General features: G+C 59.8%; 9 protein-coding genes and 3 rRNA genes. 8 read left to right on the top strand and 4 right to left on the bottom strand.

The window, feature by feature from the left end:
* The first annotated feature begins 163 nt into the window (after nt 1-163).
* From G7Y31_RS10080 to G7Y31_RS12010, 5 genes are all read left to right on the top strand, one after another.
* Nucleotides 164-1,684 (top strand): 16S ribosomal RNA (locus G7Y31_RS10080).
* Between the two features lie 445 nt (nt 1,685-2,129).
* Nucleotides 2,130-5,217: ribosomal RNA gene (locus G7Y31_RS10075) — 23S ribosomal RNA — on the top strand.
* Nucleotides 5,218-5,345: 128 nt separating this feature from the next.
* Nucleotides 5,346-5,463, top strand: a 5S ribosomal RNA gene (gene rrf / locus G7Y31_RS10070).
* Together the 16S, 23S and 5S rRNA genes form the textbook arrangement of a ribosomal RNA operon.
* 395 nt (nt 5,464-5,858) lie before the next feature.
* Nucleotides 5,859-6,473 (top strand): DUF3558 domain-containing protein, encoded by a 615-nt coding sequence (locus tag G7Y31_RS10065; protein WP_165009552.1) that lies wholly within the window; start codon nt 5,859-5,861, stop codon nt 6,471-6,473.
* Nucleotides 6,460-8,193 (top strand): hypothetical protein, encoded by a 1,734-nt coding sequence (locus tag G7Y31_RS12010; protein WP_165009554.1) that lies wholly within the window; start codon nt 6,460-6,462, stop codon nt 8,191-8,193. Before G7Y31_RS10065 ends, G7Y31_RS12010 begins: the two co-directional genes overlap by 14 nt.
* Before the next feature lie 221 nt (nt 8,194-8,414).
* Here the strand turns inward: G7Y31_RS12010 and crtI are convergent, their stop codons facing one another.
* Both crtI and G7Y31_RS10050 read right to left on the bottom strand, forming a co-directional pair.
* Nucleotides 8,415-10,094, bottom strand: coding sequence for a phytoene desaturase family protein (gene crtI / locus G7Y31_RS10055; protein WP_165009556.1), 1,680 nt, complete (start codon nt 10,092-10,094; stop codon nt 8,415-8,417).
* 14 nt (nt 10,095-10,108) lie between these two features.
* Nucleotides 10,109-10,948, bottom strand: coding sequence for a phytoene/squalene synthase family protein (locus G7Y31_RS10050; protein ID WP_165009558.1), 840 nt, complete (start codon nt 10,946-10,948; stop codon nt 10,109-10,111).
* A gap of 95 nt (nt 10,949-11,043) precedes the next feature.
* Between G7Y31_RS10050 and G7Y31_RS10045 the strand changes: the two genes are divergently transcribed.
* Nucleotides 11,044-11,781: an ABC transporter ATP-binding protein gene (locus G7Y31_RS10045; RefSeq protein WP_165009560.1), complete on the top strand. Its 738-nt coding sequence runs from the start codon at nt 11,044-11,046 to the stop codon at nt 11,779-11,781.
* A 6-nt stretch (nt 11,782-11,787) separates the two neighbouring features.
* The gene (locus tag G7Y31_RS10040) at nt 11,788-14,304 is read left to right on the top strand and encodes an ABC transporter permease (RefSeq protein WP_165009562.1); all 2,517 of its coding nucleotides are present in this window, start codon (nt 11,788-11,790) and stop codon (nt 14,302-14,304) included.
* On the opposite strand, the gene G7Y31_RS10035 is transcribed toward G7Y31_RS10040, so the two are convergent.
* Nucleotides 14,284-14,670 carry a fluoride efflux transporter FluC gene (locus G7Y31_RS10035; RefSeq protein ID WP_165009564.1) on the bottom strand — a complete coding sequence of 129 codons (387 nt, stop codon included), beginning with the start codon at nt 14,668-14,670 and terminating at the stop codon, nt 14,284-14,286. The genes G7Y31_RS10040 and G7Y31_RS10035 overlap by 21 nt on opposite strands.
* Nucleotides 14,663-14,980: a fluoride efflux transporter family protein gene (locus G7Y31_RS10030; RefSeq protein ID WP_165009566.1), complete on the bottom strand. Its 318-nt coding sequence runs from the start codon at nt 14,978-14,980 to the stop codon at nt 14,663-14,665. The genes G7Y31_RS10035 and G7Y31_RS10030 overlap by 8 nt, the downstream gene beginning before the upstream one ends.
* A gap of 119 nt (nt 14,981-15,099) precedes the next feature.
* Between G7Y31_RS10030 and pgm the strand changes: the two genes are divergently transcribed.
* Entirely contained in the window at nt 15,100-16,725 is a 1,626-nt protein-coding gene (pgm, locus tag G7Y31_RS10025) for a phosphoglucomutase (alpha-D-glucose-1,6-bisphosphate-dependent) (RefSeq protein ID WP_165009569.1), read from the top strand.
* Nucleotide 16,726: the final 1 nt, after the last annotated feature.

Genomic DNA, 16,726 nt, shown 5'->3' with positions numbered 1-16,726 from the left:
TGTTGGGTGGTTCGGGTGATTTTTTCTTTATGTAGTAATTTTTTGGATTTGCCAGTCCGCTGCTGCTGTTTGTGGTGGTGGTTTGGTTTGTCTTTTTTGTCTAGGTTTTGGGCTTTTCACGCCCTGGTCCGGCACTCTTTTTTGTTTGGGTGTTGGTGCCTTTTTTGTGGAGAGTTTGATCCTGGCTCAGGACGAACGCTGGCGGCGTGCTTAACACATGCAAGTCGAACGGAAAGGCCTCCCGCTTGCGGGGGGTACTCGAGTGGCGAACGGGTGAGTAACACGTGGGTGATCTGCCCCTAACTTCGGGATAAGCTTGGGAAACTGGGTCTAATACCGGATAGGACCATGCTTTAGTGTGTGTGGTGGAAAGTTTTTTCGGTTAGGGATGAGCTCGCGGCCTATCAGCTTGTTGGTGGGGTAATGGCCTACCAAGGCGTCGACGGGTAGCCGGCCTGAGAGGGTGTACGGCCACATTGGGACTGAGATACGGCCCAGACTCCTACGGGAGGCAGCAGTGGGGAATATTGCACAATGGGCGGAAGCCTGATGCAGCGACGCCGCGTGGGGGATGACGGCCTTCGGGTTGTAAACTCCTTTCGACAGGGACGAAGCGTAAGTGACGGTACCTGTATAAGAAGCACCGGCTAACTACGTGCCAGCAGCCGCGGTAATACGTAGGGTGCGAGCGTTGTCCGGAATTACTGGGCGTTAAAGAGCTCGTAGGTGGTTTGTCGCGTCGTCTGTGAAATTCCGGGGCTTAACTCCGGGCGTGCAGGCGATACGGGCTGACTTGAGTGCTGTAGGGGAGACTGGAATTCCTGGTGTAGCGGTGAAATGCGCAGATATCAGGAGGAACACCGATGGCGAAGGCAGGTCTCTGGGCAGTAACTGACGCTGAGGAGCGAAAGCATGGGTAGCGAACAGGATTAGATACCCTGGTAGTCCATGCCGTAAACGGTGGGCGCTAGGTGTGAGGGACTTCCACGTTTCTCGTGCCGTAGCTAACGCATTAAGCGCCCCGCCTGGGGAGTACGGCCGCAAGGCTAAAACTCAAAGGAATTGACGGGGGCCCGCACAAGCGGCGGAGCATGTGGATTAATTCGATGCAACGCGAAGAACCTTACCTGGGCTTGACATATGCAGGATCGGCACAGAGATGTGTTTTCCCTTGTGGTCTGTATACAGGTGGTGCATGGTTGTCGTCAGCTCGTGTCGTGAGATGTTGGGTTAAGTCCCGCAACGAGCGCAACCCTTGTCTTATGTTGCCAGCACGTTGTGGTGGGGACTCATGAGAGACTGCCGGGGTTAACTCGGAGGAAGGTGGGGATGACGTCAAATCATCATGCCCCTTATGTCCAGGGCTTCACACGTGCTACAATGGCCGGTACAATGCGTTGCGATACTGTGAGGTGGAGCTAATCGCTTAAAGCTGGTCTTAGTTCGGATTGGGGTCTGCAACTCGACCCCATGAAGTTGGAGTCGCTAGTAATCGCAGATCAGCAATGCTGCGGTGAATACGTTCCCGGGCCTTGTACACACCGCCCGTCACGTCATGAAAGTTGGTAACACCCGAAGCCAGTGGCTCAAACTCGTTAGGGAGCTGTCGAAGGTGGGATCGGCGATTGGGACGAAGTCGTAACAAGGTAGCCGTACCGGAAGGTGCGGCTGGATCACCTCCTTTCTAAGGAGCTTTTAGTGTTGGGGTGTAGTTACATCCCACATCATTTGTACGTCGCGCTCTGTAGGAGCGCGACGGTTGGTTGAGTGTGCGAGTGTCATGCTGCCAACGTTTTTTAATCGGAGTGGAGACACACCAGTTGATGACACTTTTTTGTTGTGGTGGTCGTCGTGGTGGGCAGGCAAGAATTGTTTGTGGGTATGTTGGTGCATTGTTGGGTGTCTGGGGCATCATTGTGTTGCTCATGCCCATGCTGGTTGCGTGGTATCACCGTGTGGTGGTGCCGTGTGGTGGTGTGGGGTGTTGTGTGAGAACTGTATAGTGGACGCGAGCATCCGTGACAATGCTGCTTTTGGGTGGTGTTGTTGCGTGTGTGATTTCTTTGTTCTTTTTGTGTTTTGTGTAGTTCACGCCTCGTAGCCGGGCTTGGCCCGGGTACGTGGTTTGTGTGTTCGTTATTAAGGGCGCATGGTGGATGCCTTGGCATGCTGAGCCGATGAAGGACGTGTAAGGCTGCGTTAAGCCTCGGGGAGTTGTCAATTAAGCGTTGATCCGAGGATGTCCGAATGGGGAAACCTGGCTGCCGTTATGGGTAGTGACCCTTCAGTGAATTCATAGCTGTTGTGGGGGCAACGCGGGGAAGTGAAACATCTTAGTACCCGTAGGAAGAGAAAATAATAATGATTCTGCTAGTAGTGGCGAACGAACGTGGATGAGGCTAAACCGTGTGCATGTGATACTTGGTAGGGGTTGTGTGTGCGGTGTTGTGGGGCCTGATGTGCGGCAGCTACCACTGTCGTGCCAATGCGCATGTTGTTAGGTGAAGTGGTCTGGGATGGCCTACCGGAGAAGGTGAGAGTCCTGTAGCTGAAGATGGTGTGTGGTTGGTTGTTGGTGTCCCCGAGTAGCAGCGGGCTCGTGGAATCTGCTGTGAATCTGCCGGGACCACCCGGTAAGCCTAAATACTCAGTGTGACCGATAGTGGATAGTACCGTGAGGGAATGGTGAAAAGTACCCCGGGAGGGGAGTGAAATAGTTCCTGAAACCATGTGCTTACAATCCGTCAGAGCACCTGAAAGTGTGTGATGGCGTGCCTTTTGAAGAATGAGCCTGCGAGTCAGCGGCATGTCGCGAGGTTAACCCGTGTGGGGTAGCCGTAGGGAAACCGAATCCTAATGAGGGTGATTTGTTTAGTGGCATGTCCTGGACCCGAAGCGGGGTGATCTACCCATGGCCAGTGTGAAGCAGCTGTAAGAGGTTGTGGAGGCGCGAACCCACGTAGGTTGAAAACTGCGGGGATGAGCTGTGGGTAGGGGTGAAAGGCCAATCAAACTCCGTGATAGCTGGTTCTCCCCGAAATGCATTTAGGTGCAGCGTCGTATTAGCTTGTTGGAGGTAGAGCTACTGGTTGGTTGAGCGGGACTACAATCTTAGCAATGTCAGCCAAACTCCGAATGCCAGCAATGTGGTGTACGGCAGTGAGACTGTGGGGGATAAGCTTCATAGTCGAGAGGGAAACAGCCCAGATCGCCGGTTAAGGCCCCTAAGGGTGTGCTAAGTGGAAAAGGATGTGGGATCGCGAAGACAGCCAGGAGGTTGGCTTAGAAGCAGCCATCCTTGAAAGAGTGCGTAATAGCTCACTGGTCGAGTGGTTTCGCGCCGACAATGTAGTGGGGCTCAAGCACACCGCCGAAGCCGCGGCAAGACACACCTTGTGGTGTGTGTTGGGTAGGGGAGCGTCGTGCACGTGGTGAAGCGTTACCGTAAGGCGGCGTGGAGTGTGTGCGAGTGAGAATGCAGGCATGAGTAACGAATTGGAAGGTGAGAATCCTTCCCGCCGGATGACTAAGGGTTCCTGGGTCAAGTTCGTCTTCCCAGGGTGAGTCGGGACCTAAGGCGAGGCCGACAGGCGTAGTCGATGGACAACCAGTTGATATTCTGGTACCCGTATTTCCGCGCCCATGATAAAGCACTGATACTAACCACCACAAACGCGCCCTTTCTGGTCTTTGGCCGGGTTGGGTGTGTGCGTCGTGGGGCCTGATGTGTGGTTCAAGCGATGGGGTGACACAGTGGGGTAGCCATGCCGCTTAGTGGATTGTTGGTGTAAGCGTGTAGCCGGGTGGTGTAGGTAAATCCGTACCACCGTTTGTTGGTAAGACGTGATGCGTAGCCCATATGGGGTGAAGTTGGTGATCCCGTGCTGTCGAGAAAAGCCTCTAGCGATGTGGATGTATGGCCCGTACCCTAAACCGACACAGGTAGTCAGGTTGAAAATACTAAGGCGTTCGGGTGAACTGTGGTTAAGGAACTCGGCAAAATGCCCCCGTAACTTCGGGAGAAGGGGGACCGCACCGTGTGAGCACCCTTTGCGGTGTTAAGCGTGGTGTGGTCGCAGAGAATAGAGGGAAGCGACTGTTTATCAAAAACACAGGTCCATGCGAAGACGTGAAGTTGATGTATATGGACTGACGCCTGCCCGGTGCTGGAAGGTTAAGAGGACCGGTTAGATACCCTTGTGGTGTCGAAGCTGAGAATTTAAGCCCCAGTAAACGGCGGTGGTAACTATAACCATCCTAAGGTAGCGAAATTCCTTGTCGGGTAAGTTCCGACCTGCACGAATGGCGTAACGACTTCCCTGCTGTCTCAACCACAGGCCCGGTGAAATTGCACTACGAGTAAAGATGCTCGTTACGCGCGGCAGGACGAAAAGACCCCGGGACCTTCACTATAGCTTGGTATTGGTGTTTGGTTCGGTTTGTGTAGGATAGGTGGGAGACTGTGAAGCTATCACGCTAGTGGTGGTGGAGTCGTTGTTGAAATACCACTCTGATCGGATTGAGCACCTTAACCTTGGCCCATGATCTGGGTTGGGGACAGTGCCTGGTGGGTAGTTTAACTGGGGCGGTTGCCTCCCAAAATGTAACGGAGGCGCCCAAAGGTTCCCTCAGCCTGGTTGGCAATCAGGTGGTGAGTGTAAGTGCACAAGGGAGCTTGACTGTGAGAGTGACAGCTCGAGCAGGGACGAAAGTCGGGACTAGTGATCCGGCACCTACTTGTGGATGTGGTGTCGCTCAACGGATAAAAGGTACCCCGGGGATAACAGGCTGATCTTCCCCAAGAGTTCATATCGACGGGATGGTTTGGCACCTCGATGTCGGCTCGTCGCATCCTGGGGCTGGAGTAGGTCCCAAGGGTTGGGCTGTTCGCCCATTAAAGCGGCACGCGAGCTGGGTTCAGAACGTCGTGAGACAGTTCGGTCTCTATCCGCCGCGCGCGTTGAAACTTGAAGAAGGCTGTCCCTAGTACGAGAGGACCGGGACGGACGTACCTCTAGTGTGCCAGTTGTTCCGCCAGGAGCACCGCTGGTTGGCTACGTACGGAAGGGATAACCGCTGAAAGCATCTAAGCGGGAAGCCTGTTTTAAGATGAGGTTTCATTTGAGGTCCCCTAAAGACGATGGGGTTGATAGGCCAGACCTGGAAGCATCGCAAGATGTGAAGGCTACTGGTACTAATAGACCAAAACAAACACACCCAACACCACGACGTGTTGGATGGTCCTACCAAGCACAAACAAACACACACCTGTGTGCGCGTCCACTATGCAGTATCTGACACAACACTGCAACACACCCACACTCTGTGGTGTGCCCCGCAGATGTGTCGGTGGTTGATAGCGGCAGGGAAACGCCCGGACCCATTCCGAACCCGGAAGCTAAGCCTGCCCGCGCTGATGGTACTGCACCCGGGAGGGTGTGGGAGAGTAAGTTACCGCCGACACTACAAACACAACAACATAACAGAATAAAACTCAACCGGCCCGGCCCACACCCCCACCACACAACGAGGGGACCACGTGGACCGGGCCGCACAGCGTTTTCCCACACCAACCACCCACCACAACAACCCACTCTAGAATGACCAAGTCTCCAGGTGAGCTTCTTTGTGGTGGGTGGTGTACAGAGATTTTTTCTCACGGTCACGGAACCTTCCGCCTCTTTCGGCAGTCTAATAGACAAGGACACACCGAAAGGAGCTTGGACAATGTGCACCACACTGTACCTTTATCACTCAACCGAGTTTCCCGCCATCGGGCCGCGGGGAGGGCCGCTCGTTACAGTGACGGCAGCGGTCGGTCGATCAGTTTCGATGGGACGCATTGAGAGGACGCTCTGATGCGCGCAGATCTGGGGTTCTACGCTCTTGCCCTAATGGCTGCAGGCGCTTTCGCGTTGACGGGTTGCACTAGCGACCCAGTTTCAAATTCATTCCCAGATTTAGACGAGGGGCGCGAATCTGAATCAGCAACTGTCAATGCTTACGGGTTTGCTATGCCGGCACCGGGGCCCTTCGACCGCAACGCGCTAGGGTTCAAGCCTTTCAAGCCGTGCGAAGACATCCCGGACGAGGTTTTTGAGCGACTTGGCGTGCGGATACGGTCAGAGTCCAGGGACAGTCTGCCGCCCTATCCGTGTTTTATTGATGCAGAAAGATTGAAAGCCAATGGCACTTTGGAACTTGCGTCCTACCAGTTGAGTCTTGCTGATCTGACTAAGGACGGAGTTCTCCAGGCTGCGGCGGAACCAGGGCCTGCTGTGGAGCGGAGCGTGGTGCTTACCTCCCATGAATACTTCGATGACGGCTATTGCATGGCCGGTGTCGAGACCGCAGGCGGGTTTATCAGCATCGCATATGCGAGTTGGCTCAATGAGCCGAGTGGTGCCTCAATGTGCGAGGTGCCGACACAGTTAATTCAGGAACTCTATGGGGTGAAAAATGATCAACATTGATTTCAATTCGTATTCGGAGGCAGGGCAGTCTATCAACGATATAAAGGCACTGATCATGCGGGTCTCTCGTGATCCTGGTATAGGCATGTCCTCCGCATTGTCGTCTATCCCGGGTGTCAGTGAGGCTGGCGGGATTCATGGTCGGTTCTTGCAGGGGGATCCGGCGTCTGCGCAGGAGACGTTGCGGAAGTTCACCAGCCAGCTGGATTGGATCGGCAGCCAACTAAAGAATCAAGCGACTGCGTTTGCGTGGCAGGATTCACTGGCGGCGAAGACTCTGGACATGTTGCATGTGGGGATTAGCCCGGATTTCCTGGAGGTTCGCTTTGTCGACCAACCCCCGGCCGACTACCAAACCCTTGACTTCGTGCCTCCGGTAGTCATGCTGTCTGGGCTAGACATTAGCCAGGTGGCCGCCGAAATCAACGCCATTGATTTGGCCTCAGTCGTAGCGTCCAGTAGCCGCTGGAGTGACTTGCATATCGCAGCTACAGAGGCAGTGGATCAATTACAGTCGATTGCCGGGGTGCTGGCGAGCAACAACTCCGGGGAAGCTGTAGACCGTGCGGTAGAAACCTTAGGCACAGTCGCTGCCACAGGTACGGATTTTGCTGCCAACGCATTGTTGATGCAGGCGCACACATCATTGTTGAACTCACTAGGGATCATGGCCAAACTCCGCGCAGCTACCGCAGAGGCCGTCATCCGGGCAATCCCAGACCTTGCAGCCCAAAAAGTCGCAGAACGCGCCGCAATTGCTTCCCTGCAGGGCCATCTGCAGTTCATGGTGGATGCCTCACTGCCAAAAATTGGTAATCTGGCTAGCCCCGAGATGGCCGCCGGTGGTGGCCTCGCTAAGGCTGGTATGAACGCGATTGCTGGTATCGACGGGCGCTACGGCACTGATTCACTATCTATCCCGAAGGCCATGGTAGAGGCAGCTATGGCAGGCCAACTAGGCCCAGGATCTTTCGAGGTGGCAGACGGGTTGTTGCGCCCGGTGGCTGGCATGGGGGCTCATGATACTGGGGTAGAAGAGTTTGTCCGTGGCCTTGGCCGCGATGTTGCGGGCATGTTTGGTAATTCCGTGTTGCCCGCTACTGTGGGGGAGTCGTTGACTGGTCCCACATCAGCGACACTATCCGGTCTAGGCCATGGCGCAGGCGCTGGTGTACTGGGTGGTGCGCCCAGTGGGGCGGCGGTACCCGGTGGTGGCTTGGTGAAAATGGGTGCAGTGGGCACAACCCCGTCAGGTGCCGGTGCTGGTGCTGGTGTCCTTGGTGGTACTGGTTCTGGTTGGGGTGGTGCTATGCCAGGTCTGGTTGCTGGAAACACTGGCCGCCACGCCGCCGGGCGGACCGGTGGTGTGCCAGTCGCAGGTGGTGGTGCTGGTGGCATTGGGGCCGCTGGTGGTCTTGGCGGGGCCGTTGGCGGTGGTATCGGCGGTGGAGGTGCGCCAGGCGTTGGCGGTGGTGTCCCAGGTGCCGGGTCAGGTGGTGCCGCAATGGCCCGCGGGACTGTCACACCAGCCGGGGTTGCTGCGCAAGGTGGGCGGTCGGTGATGCCGGTGATGGGCGCAGGCGCCGGCGGTGGGGCGAATAATCGGGGTCGGGTCAAAGCGGTGACAACCAAGATTGAACAAGACGTCAACAAACGAGCCCTAATCGGTGACTTGCCACCAGCAATCCCAGGCGTCATCGGCGCATGGGTGCGAGACTAGGGGGTTGCGTTTTGCACTCCGAGAGCTAAAAGGGTGACGCGTTTTCTCCACAAACACGACATCGCGGCATGGGCGGGCAGTGTCTAAAGCGCAGAAAATGCGTCACTATGTTTGGAGACCGCAACGCTTTTGCTCGGAGACCGCAGTGCTTCGCTTGACTCCCGCAACGCTTTAGTTTGGTGGCCGCAATGCTTTACCGTAGAGGTCAAGGATTGCGGGGGCTACAGGCGTGGGATGGTGGACAGAGGTGCGGTGTCGTGGATGCCGGCGATGTGCTTAAGCACGTTCTCCGCAGAAATCAAGCACAGTGGCACACCTACGCCGGGGAGGGTAGTGGCACCTGCGTAGTAGAGTCCCCCCAGGCGGGTGGATGCCTGAGTACCGCGCAAGAAGGCAGACTGGGCAAGCGTGTGCGAGGGGCCAATCGCGCCGCCTTTCCAGGCGTGGTAGCGCCCGGCGAAGTCGGCTGGGCCGACCGTGCGGCGGACAACGATGCGCTGGGCAAGATCTGGGATGTTGGCCCAGGTGGCGATTTGGGTGATGGTGGCATCGGCAAGCTGGGTAATAGCGGGGGAAGGGGTGTGGCCGTAGGCATCGCCGTGGCCCAAAGTGGGATCGGGGGCGACGGGGATGAGGACGAAGAGGTTCTCGTGGCCAGCGGGGGCAACGGTGGGGTCGGTGGCCGAAGGTTTCGAAATGTAGATGGAGCGCGAGGCGCCGCCGTGGCGAAAGACAGCAGCGAAGTCGGGCGTCCAGTCTTCGCTAAAGAGCAAAGTGTGGTGGGCAAGCTCTGGCAGCTCGCCGCGCACGCCCAGCATAAGCAGGACGGCGCTAACGCCGGGTTCGCGCTTGTCAAAGAAGTGCTCAGGGAATGTGCGCTGCTCGGGTGCGAGTAGCTGTGTCTCCGTGTGGTACAGGTCCCCGGCGGCTACTACAGCTTTGGCAGGAAGGGTGTGTTCGCCGTCGGTGTTGGTGTAGCGCACTCCGGTGACGGTGCCGACGGGACCGTGGGTACTGGCATGACTGGCGGCGCTGGTATGACTGGCGGCGCTGGCATGGCTGGCGGCGCTGGCATGGCTGGAGGTACTGCCTTGACTGACGATGCCGCTGACCTCACAACCCAGCCGTATGTGCGCCCCGGCCGCGAGGGCGAGTTCATAGATGTGCTGGGTTAGACCCCAAAAGCCGCCGTGGGGGTAGCGAACACCTTCGACAAGATCGGTGTGGCTCATCAGCGAATACAGTGCCGGTGTTGCGGCAGGGTGAGAGGAGAGGAAAACGGCCGGGTAGGACAAGATTTGTCGCAACAGCGGATCCTGGAAATCCCGGGCCACGTGGGTGTCTAGGGTGCGGGTTAGCAGCTGCGCCAACAGGCCCGCGTGGCGCAGCGTCTCTTTGCTGGCTAGTGAGCGCGGCGAAGAAAACGTGGTGTAGAGGTAGTTACTCAACGCCACGCGATAGGTCAGGCTGGAACGGTCCAAGTACTCGCGCAGGCGGGCACCGGCGCCGGCTTCGCGGGATTCAAAGAGCTCCGGCGCAGAACCAGTGCGCACGTCTACACGTTCGCCGGAGCTAGAAATTACCCGGTAGGCCGGGTCTAGGGTTTGGGGTTCGGGGCTAGGGTGGGTACCGCAGAGTTCAAAGAAGTGGTCGAAGGCCTCTGGCATCAAGTACCAGGAGGGCCCGGCGTCCCAGCGAAAGCCGTCGGCGGTAACGGTGCCCGCGCGCCCGCCCACTGTGTCTAGGCGTTCCAAGACAGTCACGCGCAGCCCGGCCCGGCTGAGCAAGGCGGCAGTGGCCAGGCCCGCGATTCCCGCCCCAATGACCACCACGGGGTCACCGGCACGCAGTTGCGGGTGTTTTGCAGTTCCGGGAAGCCAAGAACGAAGTGCAGGGTGCATAAACAGGAGTCCAATCAGTGGGTGCGGCGCAGGCTGGTGGCCAGTGTCAGGAGTTTGCGGGGGTTGGATACGCGCACACGGGTGCGGGTGAGTTCTGCGGGCGGGGTGGCGGCGAGGGTATCGGCAAGCTGAGTAAACACGGCCGTGGCCGCGGTGACGGCACAGCGGGGCCGCAGCGGCAGCATCGCCGTAGCGGGGGCGGCGGCGGCCAGGTCGGCGCGAATATCAGCAATAATCCCCGCCTGAATATCAGCGTCGAGCGGGTGGTCGCGCAGCTGCGGGAAGTAGGTGCGGCCCAAGCCGCGGGAGTCAGCGCCCAAGTCGCGCAGGAAGTTGATTTTCTGGAAGGCCGCGCCCAGCCGCCGGGCACCGGCCTCGAGTTGGGGGCGATGGGTGGGGCAGGGGGCATCGGCAAGAAAGATGTCTAAGCACAGCAGCCCGATGACCTCTGCGGAACCGTATATATAGGACTCCAGACTGGAGGGGGTGTGCATGGTGGTGTCGATGTCTTGGCGCATGGAGGCAAAAAATGCCTGCAGGTGCTGCGGGGCAAAGCCACACCGACGGGCAGTAAGCGCATAGGCGTGCAACACCGGGTCGGTGTGAAAGCGCTGCGCAGGCGCAGCCAAGACCGCGCGCTCATAAGAATCCAACAGGGCGCGGACGTCCTGGTCGGCGGCGCCATCGACAATTTCATCCGCAATACGCACCACCGCGTAGAGGTTGGCCACATCGCGGCGCATGCGCGGGCCCAGCAACCGAGTCGCGGCGGAGAAGCTGGTGGAGTAGCCAGCCAGGACCTGGGTGGCGGCGCGGCAGGCGGTGGCATCATAAAGACGAAGCGCAGCGGGCATGGGGCCGATCCTAGCGCGCACAGGCAAGCCCGCTAAGGTAGGGGGAAGTTTTGTTTACAGTTTTGTTCATCGACCCCATGTGAGGAGCATCCAGGATGCACGCCAGCCCCGAAGCGGCCGCCCGCGCGGAGAATTTGTTTAAGCAGTACGGCCAGGGAGAGGCCTCCGTCACCGCATTAGACCACGTTAGCGTGGAGTTTGGGCGCAACCAGTTCACCGCGATTATGGGCCCTTCGGGTTCGGGAAAGTCCACACTCATGCACACGATGGCCGGGCTGGACTCGGCGACGTCGGGTGCGGCTTTCATTGGGCAGACCGACATGTCGCGGCTTAGCGATAAGGAGATCACGGCCCTGCGGCGCGACCGCCTGGGTTTTATTTTCCAGTCCTTTAACTTGGTGCCCACGCTGACTGCGGCGGAAAACATCACTTTGCCCACCGATATTGCAGGCAAGAAGGTGGACCAGGAGTGGTTTGAAGAGATTACTACGCGCCTGGGCCTGGACAAGCGGCTGCACCACCGCCCGGCGGAGCTTTCTGGCGGCCAGCAGCAGCGCGTGGCGTGTGCGCGGGCTTTGGTCTCCCGCCCGGACATCATTTTTGGGGATGAGCCCACGGGCAACCTGGATTCCAATTCCTCTGCGGAGGTGCTCGACATTTTGCGCCACGCCGTGGACCATGACGGCCAGACCGTGGTGATTGTGACCCATGATGCCAAGGCGGCAAGCTACGCGGACCGCGTGATTTTCTTGGCCGACGGCCGAGTGGTCAACGAGCTGCACGAACCCACCATGGAGGCCATCCACAAAATCATGGCGGAAATCGAGGGTTAATTTCTTATGGCAGCCACGAATACCATGCGCAAGGTTTCCCTGCGCAACATTTTGGCCCACAAGCTGCGATTGGCCCTGACCGTGCTGGCAGTGGTGCTGGGTACGTCCTTCATTGCGGGTTCGTTTATGTTTACCAACTCGCTGTCGGCCACGTTTGACTCCGCAGTGTCTAATGCCTTTACCGGGGTCGATGCCGCCGTTAATGGCAAGAATTTCGACGAGGCCTACCGCCAGAAGCTTGCCGATGACCCTAAGGTCAAGGGTGCGAACCTCCGCTCCAGCCAGACTGTGGTGGTCGCCGACAAGGATGCGCAGCCCTTCCAAACCGGCAGCGGTTCTGCCACCTTGAGCCCCTACTACGGCCCCGAGGACACCGTGGGACAGCCGGGGGAGTTGACGTCAGGAAAAGCCCCGCACGGCAAGGGTGAGGTGGTGATCAACGACACTGCGGCGGAGAAGTACGGCATCGAGGTTGGCGATGAGCTGATTGTGGTCCACCCGCAAACCCGCGACCACGTTACTGTCAGCGGCATTGTCACCCTGGCCGTGAGCCAGGGTGACGCCCTGGTGCTGGAGATGGACGCGCCGGGATTTGTAGAGCTCTACGGCAAGACATCCCAAATGGCGGTGTCTGCTGCTGAGGGCGTGGATGCCGACGAGTTGGTGGAACACCTCAACGCCACCTATGAGGACATCGAAGCCGAGTCTGGTGAGGCCCTGGCAGAAGAGCTCAGCGACGCGATTGGTTCCGCGCTGAAGTTTGTGAACTATTTCCTGATCGCCTTCGGGTTGATTGCTCTGCTGGTGGGCACGTTTATTATTGCGAATACTTTCTCCATGATTGTGGCTCAGCGAACCAAGGAGTTTGCGCTGTTGCGCGCGCTTGGTGCCTCCAAGAGCCAGATTTCGCGTTCCGTGGTGCTTGAAGCTCTGGTGGTGGGTCTGATTGGCTCTGCCGTGGGCGTGGTGGCCGGCGTGGGCCTGGTGGCAGTGATCAAGGCGATTATGGCCGGCCGGGGCATGGAGATGGGATCCTCCCTGGGGTTGTCCCCACTGGCCGTGGGGGTGCCGATTGTGCTGGGAACGTTGGTGACGGTGGTCTCCGCGTGGGCTCCGGCTCGTCGCGCGGGCGCGGTGGAGCCCGTGGAGGCCATGCGCTCTACTGAGCAGGCCGCCGGGTCTTCCCTGGTGGCGCGCACCGTGTGCGGCTTGGTGGCTATCGCCGCTGGTATTGCTGCCGCACTGGTGGGTGTGTATGGCGTCGAGCGCACCGGTGTGGCCGCCAGCTTGGTGGGTGTGGGTGCCTTTGCCATCATCGTGGGCTTCTTCTTGGCTGGTCCCGCGTTGTCGTTGCCGGTGGTGCCCACTTTGGGCAAGATTATCGGCTGGCCATTCGGGGCGGTGGGGGCGCTGGCGGCAACCAACTCCCGGCGCAACCCGCGCCGTACCGCTGCGACGGCCTTCGCGCTGACGCTGGGTGTGGCGCTGGTGACGGCCATTGGCATGCTGGGGGAGACCATGAAGTCCTCGGTTGCTGACACCGTGGACTCCACCTTGACGGCGGATTACCTGCTTTCGGGTCCGACCAATGGCAACTTCCCCACCCCGGAGGAGACTCCGGACTTGGTTGCCGATGTCCCCGGTGTGGCCGAAGTGGTCTCCCTGAGCACCGCCCCGGTCACCGTGGGTGGCGAGGCCGGCATGAACTATGGCCCCCAAGCCCAGGTTTCTATGGTCTTTGACAAGGCCCCGGGGGCGATGGTGGCCTTCGATATGCGCGAGGGCACCGCCGAGTTTTCCCAAGGCGTGATCATTAGCGAGTCCTTTGCAGACAAGCACGGCTGGAAGCTAGGCCAAACCCAACCCCTGGAACTGGCCGGCACCAAGGTGGGCGAGGTCGAAGTCAAGGGCATCTTCGCCAACAACGACGTGGTGCAGAACCTGGCGGTGGTCAGCGACAAGATCCCCGAAGAGGCCCGGACCATTTACATGGTGGGCGTCAACGGCGAAGAAGGCGTGGACCAAGAGCAGCTACGCGCCGACCTGGAGAAGGCAGTCAAGGAACTGCTGGTGGTTCAGGTGATGTCCGCGCAGGACTTTGCAGGGCAAGCCGCGAGCATGATTAACCAGATGCTGGCCATTTTGTATGGCCTGTTGTCGCTGGCGGTCATCATCGCTGTTTTGGGCATTGTCAATACCCTAACCCTGGGCGTGATCGAGCGCCGCCAGGAAATTGGCATGCTGCGTGCAGTGGGCACAGCCCGGCGCCAGATTCGCACCATGATCACCTTGGAAGCAGTCCAGATTGCCATCTTTGGTGCGCTCGCAGGCGTGCTCATCGGCTTTGGCCTGGGCTGGGCCTTCATTGAGGTCCTGGGAGATAGCGGCCTAGAAAGTGCCGCCGTGCCCGGTGGGCTGATTGCGGCCATGCTGGGTGGTTCCGCCCTGGTGGGCGTGGTGGCCGCCCTGTGGCCGGCTGCGCGTGCGGCTAAGACTCCGCCGCTAGATGCAATTGCTGATTAGTAGCGTCAGCGCCAAGGTGAGCATCGCGTAGCCCACCGCCTTGGCCCAGCGCCGCTGGCGCACCCGCGTGCCCAGCTCGCGGGCCAGGGTAGACCAGGTGGATAGCCCGCCGGCAAAGCCGGTGGCGCATAAGGCCACCGCCAGCTGCTGGGCCACGAAATACTGAAGGGCCATCACGGCCACCACCGTGGCCAGCACGTTGGCCACCAGCGTGCCCCAGGGGGAGGGTAGCCGCCGGGCCAGTGCATAGCGCAGCATGCCGCCCACGCCAGCGCCAAGGGCCACGGCGCCAGCCTCAAGCAGCACAGAAACAGGTTCGAGCACCGCCGACGCAGGCTCGAGTGCCACCGCGGCTGCCTCAAGCATCCCGGCGCTCCCGCCAGACATCCCCCAATAGGTAGGCGCCTACGCATCCGCTCAGTGTGGCAGCCACATAGGCCGCAGCCACACCAGGAGCCAAGTGGGCGCTCAGGACGGCAAAGGCACTCAACGAGGTAAACCCGCCCAACACGCCGGTGCCCCAAAACAGCCCCGGACGCACCAAACCCATCAACCCGGAACCCGCCACGTTGATGGCGAGGAGGACCCAGGGGGCATCACCAAGCACCTGGCCTAAACCCCAGCGGGCAAGCGCCCCCAAGGCCGCACCCAACCCAACAATCATGGCTTCACGCATGGCCCACATACTAGTTTGCTCCCAGTTGGGTGTGAGTTCTCCCCCAAACCTCGCGCACACGCCCCGGAACAGGGAAAGATGGAAGGGAAGTATCCATTCACGCAAGGAGCGCGAACCCCATGGCACACGAGCATGCCGGGCGCCCGGCCCGCCCCCAGGACCTCATTGACATCGCTGAACTAGTCGCCGCCTATTACACCCTGCACCCGCAGGTAGACACCCCCGGCCAGGAGGTCGCCTTCGGTACCTCCGGCCACCGTGGCAGCGCCCTGGACCGGGCTTTCAACGAAGACCACATCCTGGCCATTACCCAAGCCATCGTGGACTACCGCACGCAGCACGGCGTGCGTGGCCCACTGTTTATCGGCCGGGATACCCATGCGCTCTCCGAGCCCGCCCTGCTCAGTGCCCTGCAGGTGCTGCTGGCCAATGGCGTTGATGTGCGGGTCGATGCCGCCGGTGGCTACACGCCCACCCCGGCCATCTCGCATGCCATCCTCACCCACCCGGGTTCCGACGGCATAGTCATCACCCCCTCCCACAACCCGCCGCGCGATGGCGGCTTCAAGTACAACCCCAGCCACGGTGGCCCAGCCGGTAGCGAGGCCACCAGCTGGATTGCCAGCCGGGCCAATGACTACCTGCGCGCCGGGCTCGACGGCGTGGCCACCACCCCGGTAGAAGGTGTGCGCGACGGGAGAGCGCAGGCCTTCGACTATCGCAGCCACTACGTCAAAGACTTGGGCGCGGTGATCGACATGGAAGCCATTGCCGCAGCCGGGGTGCACATTGGGGCGGACCCGATGGGAGGGGCATCGGCAAGCTACTGGCCGTATATCGCGCAGGAGTACGGGCTGAACCTGGAGGTGGTCAACCCGGACGTCGACGGCACTTTCCGCTTTATGACTTTGGATACCGACGGCCAAATTCGCATGGACTGCTCCTCCGCGCACGCCATGGCCTCGCTTATTGCTAACCGGGAGCGCTTTGACCTGGCCACGGGCAACGACGCTGATGCAGACCGCCACGGCATTGTCACCCCCGATGCCGGTCTGATGAACCCCAACCACTTCCTGGCGGTGGCCATTGACTACCTGCTGGGGCACCGGCCGCAGTGGGACGCTGGGGTGGGTATTGGCAAGACAGCCGTGTCCTCCTCCCTGATTGACCGGGTGGTGGCGGCGTACGGGCGTGAACTGGTGGAGGTGCCGGTGGGATTCAAGTGGTTCGTCGACGGGCTAACTGAGGGCCGCATTGGCTTTGGTGGGGAGGAATCTGCCGGGGCGTCCTTCCTGCGGCGCGACGGAAGCGTGTGGACCACCGATAAGGACGGGATTATCCTGGCGCTTCTGGCCGCAGAAATCCTGGCCGTGACCGGGCAAAGCCCCTCCCAGCGCTACGCCGAATTAGCCGCGCAGCTGGGCGAACCTGCCTACGCGCGTACCGATGCCCCCGCAGACCGCACCGCCAAGGCCCTCCTGGCTGCCCTGTCCCCGGAGCAGGTCACCGCCACCGAGCTGGCGGGCGAGCCCATCCTGGCCAAGCTGACCGATGCCCCCGGAAACGGCGCCGCCCTGGGCGGGCTCAAGGTAGCCACGGAGAACGCCTGGTTTGCCGCACGGCCTTCCGGAACGGAGGACAAGTATAAAATTTACGCCGAGTCTTTCCGCGGGGAAGAGCACCTGCGCCAGGTGCAACAGGAGGCACAAGCTGTGGTTTCCCAGGTTTTAGGAGTTAACGGCTAAA

The organism is Corynebacterium lizhenjunii (assembly GCF_011038655.2).
Lineage (GTDB): Bacteria > Actinomycetota > Actinomycetes > Mycobacteriales > Mycobacteriaceae > Corynebacterium > Corynebacterium lizhenjunii.
Note: the sequence above shows the minus strand (reverse complement) of the source record. Positions and strands in the feature narration are given on the sequence as shown.

What these genes read in the sequence shown, in the direction of transcription:
- G7Y31_RS10065 (WP_165009552.1), top strand. Translation starts at nt 5,859, where the DNA reads ATGCGCGCAGATCTGGGGTTCTACGCTCTTGCCCTAATGGCTGCAGGC.
- G7Y31_RS12010 (WP_165009554.1), top strand. Translation starts at nt 6,460, where the DNA reads ATGATCAACATTGATTTCAATTCGTATTCGGAGGCAGGGCAGTCTATC.
- crtI (WP_165009556.1), bottom strand. Translation starts at nt 10,094, where the DNA reads ATGCACCCTGCACTTCGTTCTTGGCTTCCCGGAACTGCAAAACACCCG.
- G7Y31_RS10050 (WP_165009558.1), bottom strand. Translation starts at nt 10,948, where the DNA reads ATGCCCGCTGCGCTTCGTCTTTATGATGCCACCGCCTGCCGCGCCGCC.
- G7Y31_RS10045 (WP_165009560.1), top strand. Translation starts at nt 11,044, where the DNA reads ATGCACGCCAGCCCCGAAGCGGCCGCCCGCGCGGAGAATTTGTTTAAG.
- G7Y31_RS10040 (WP_165009562.1), top strand. Translation starts at nt 11,788, where the DNA reads ATGGCAGCCACGAATACCATGCGCAAGGTTTCCCTGCGCAACATTTTG.
- G7Y31_RS10035 (WP_165009564.1), bottom strand. Translation starts at nt 14,670, where the DNA reads ATGCTTGAGGCAGCCGCGGTGGCACTCGAGCCTGCGTCGGCGGTGCTC.
- G7Y31_RS10030 (WP_165009566.1), bottom strand. Translation starts at nt 14,980, where the DNA reads ATGCGTGAAGCCATGATTGTTGGGTTGGGTGCGGCCTTGGGGGCGCTT.
- pgm (WP_165009569.1), top strand. Translation starts at nt 15,100, where the DNA reads ATGGCACACGAGCATGCCGGGCGCCCGGCCCGCCCCCAGGACCTCATT.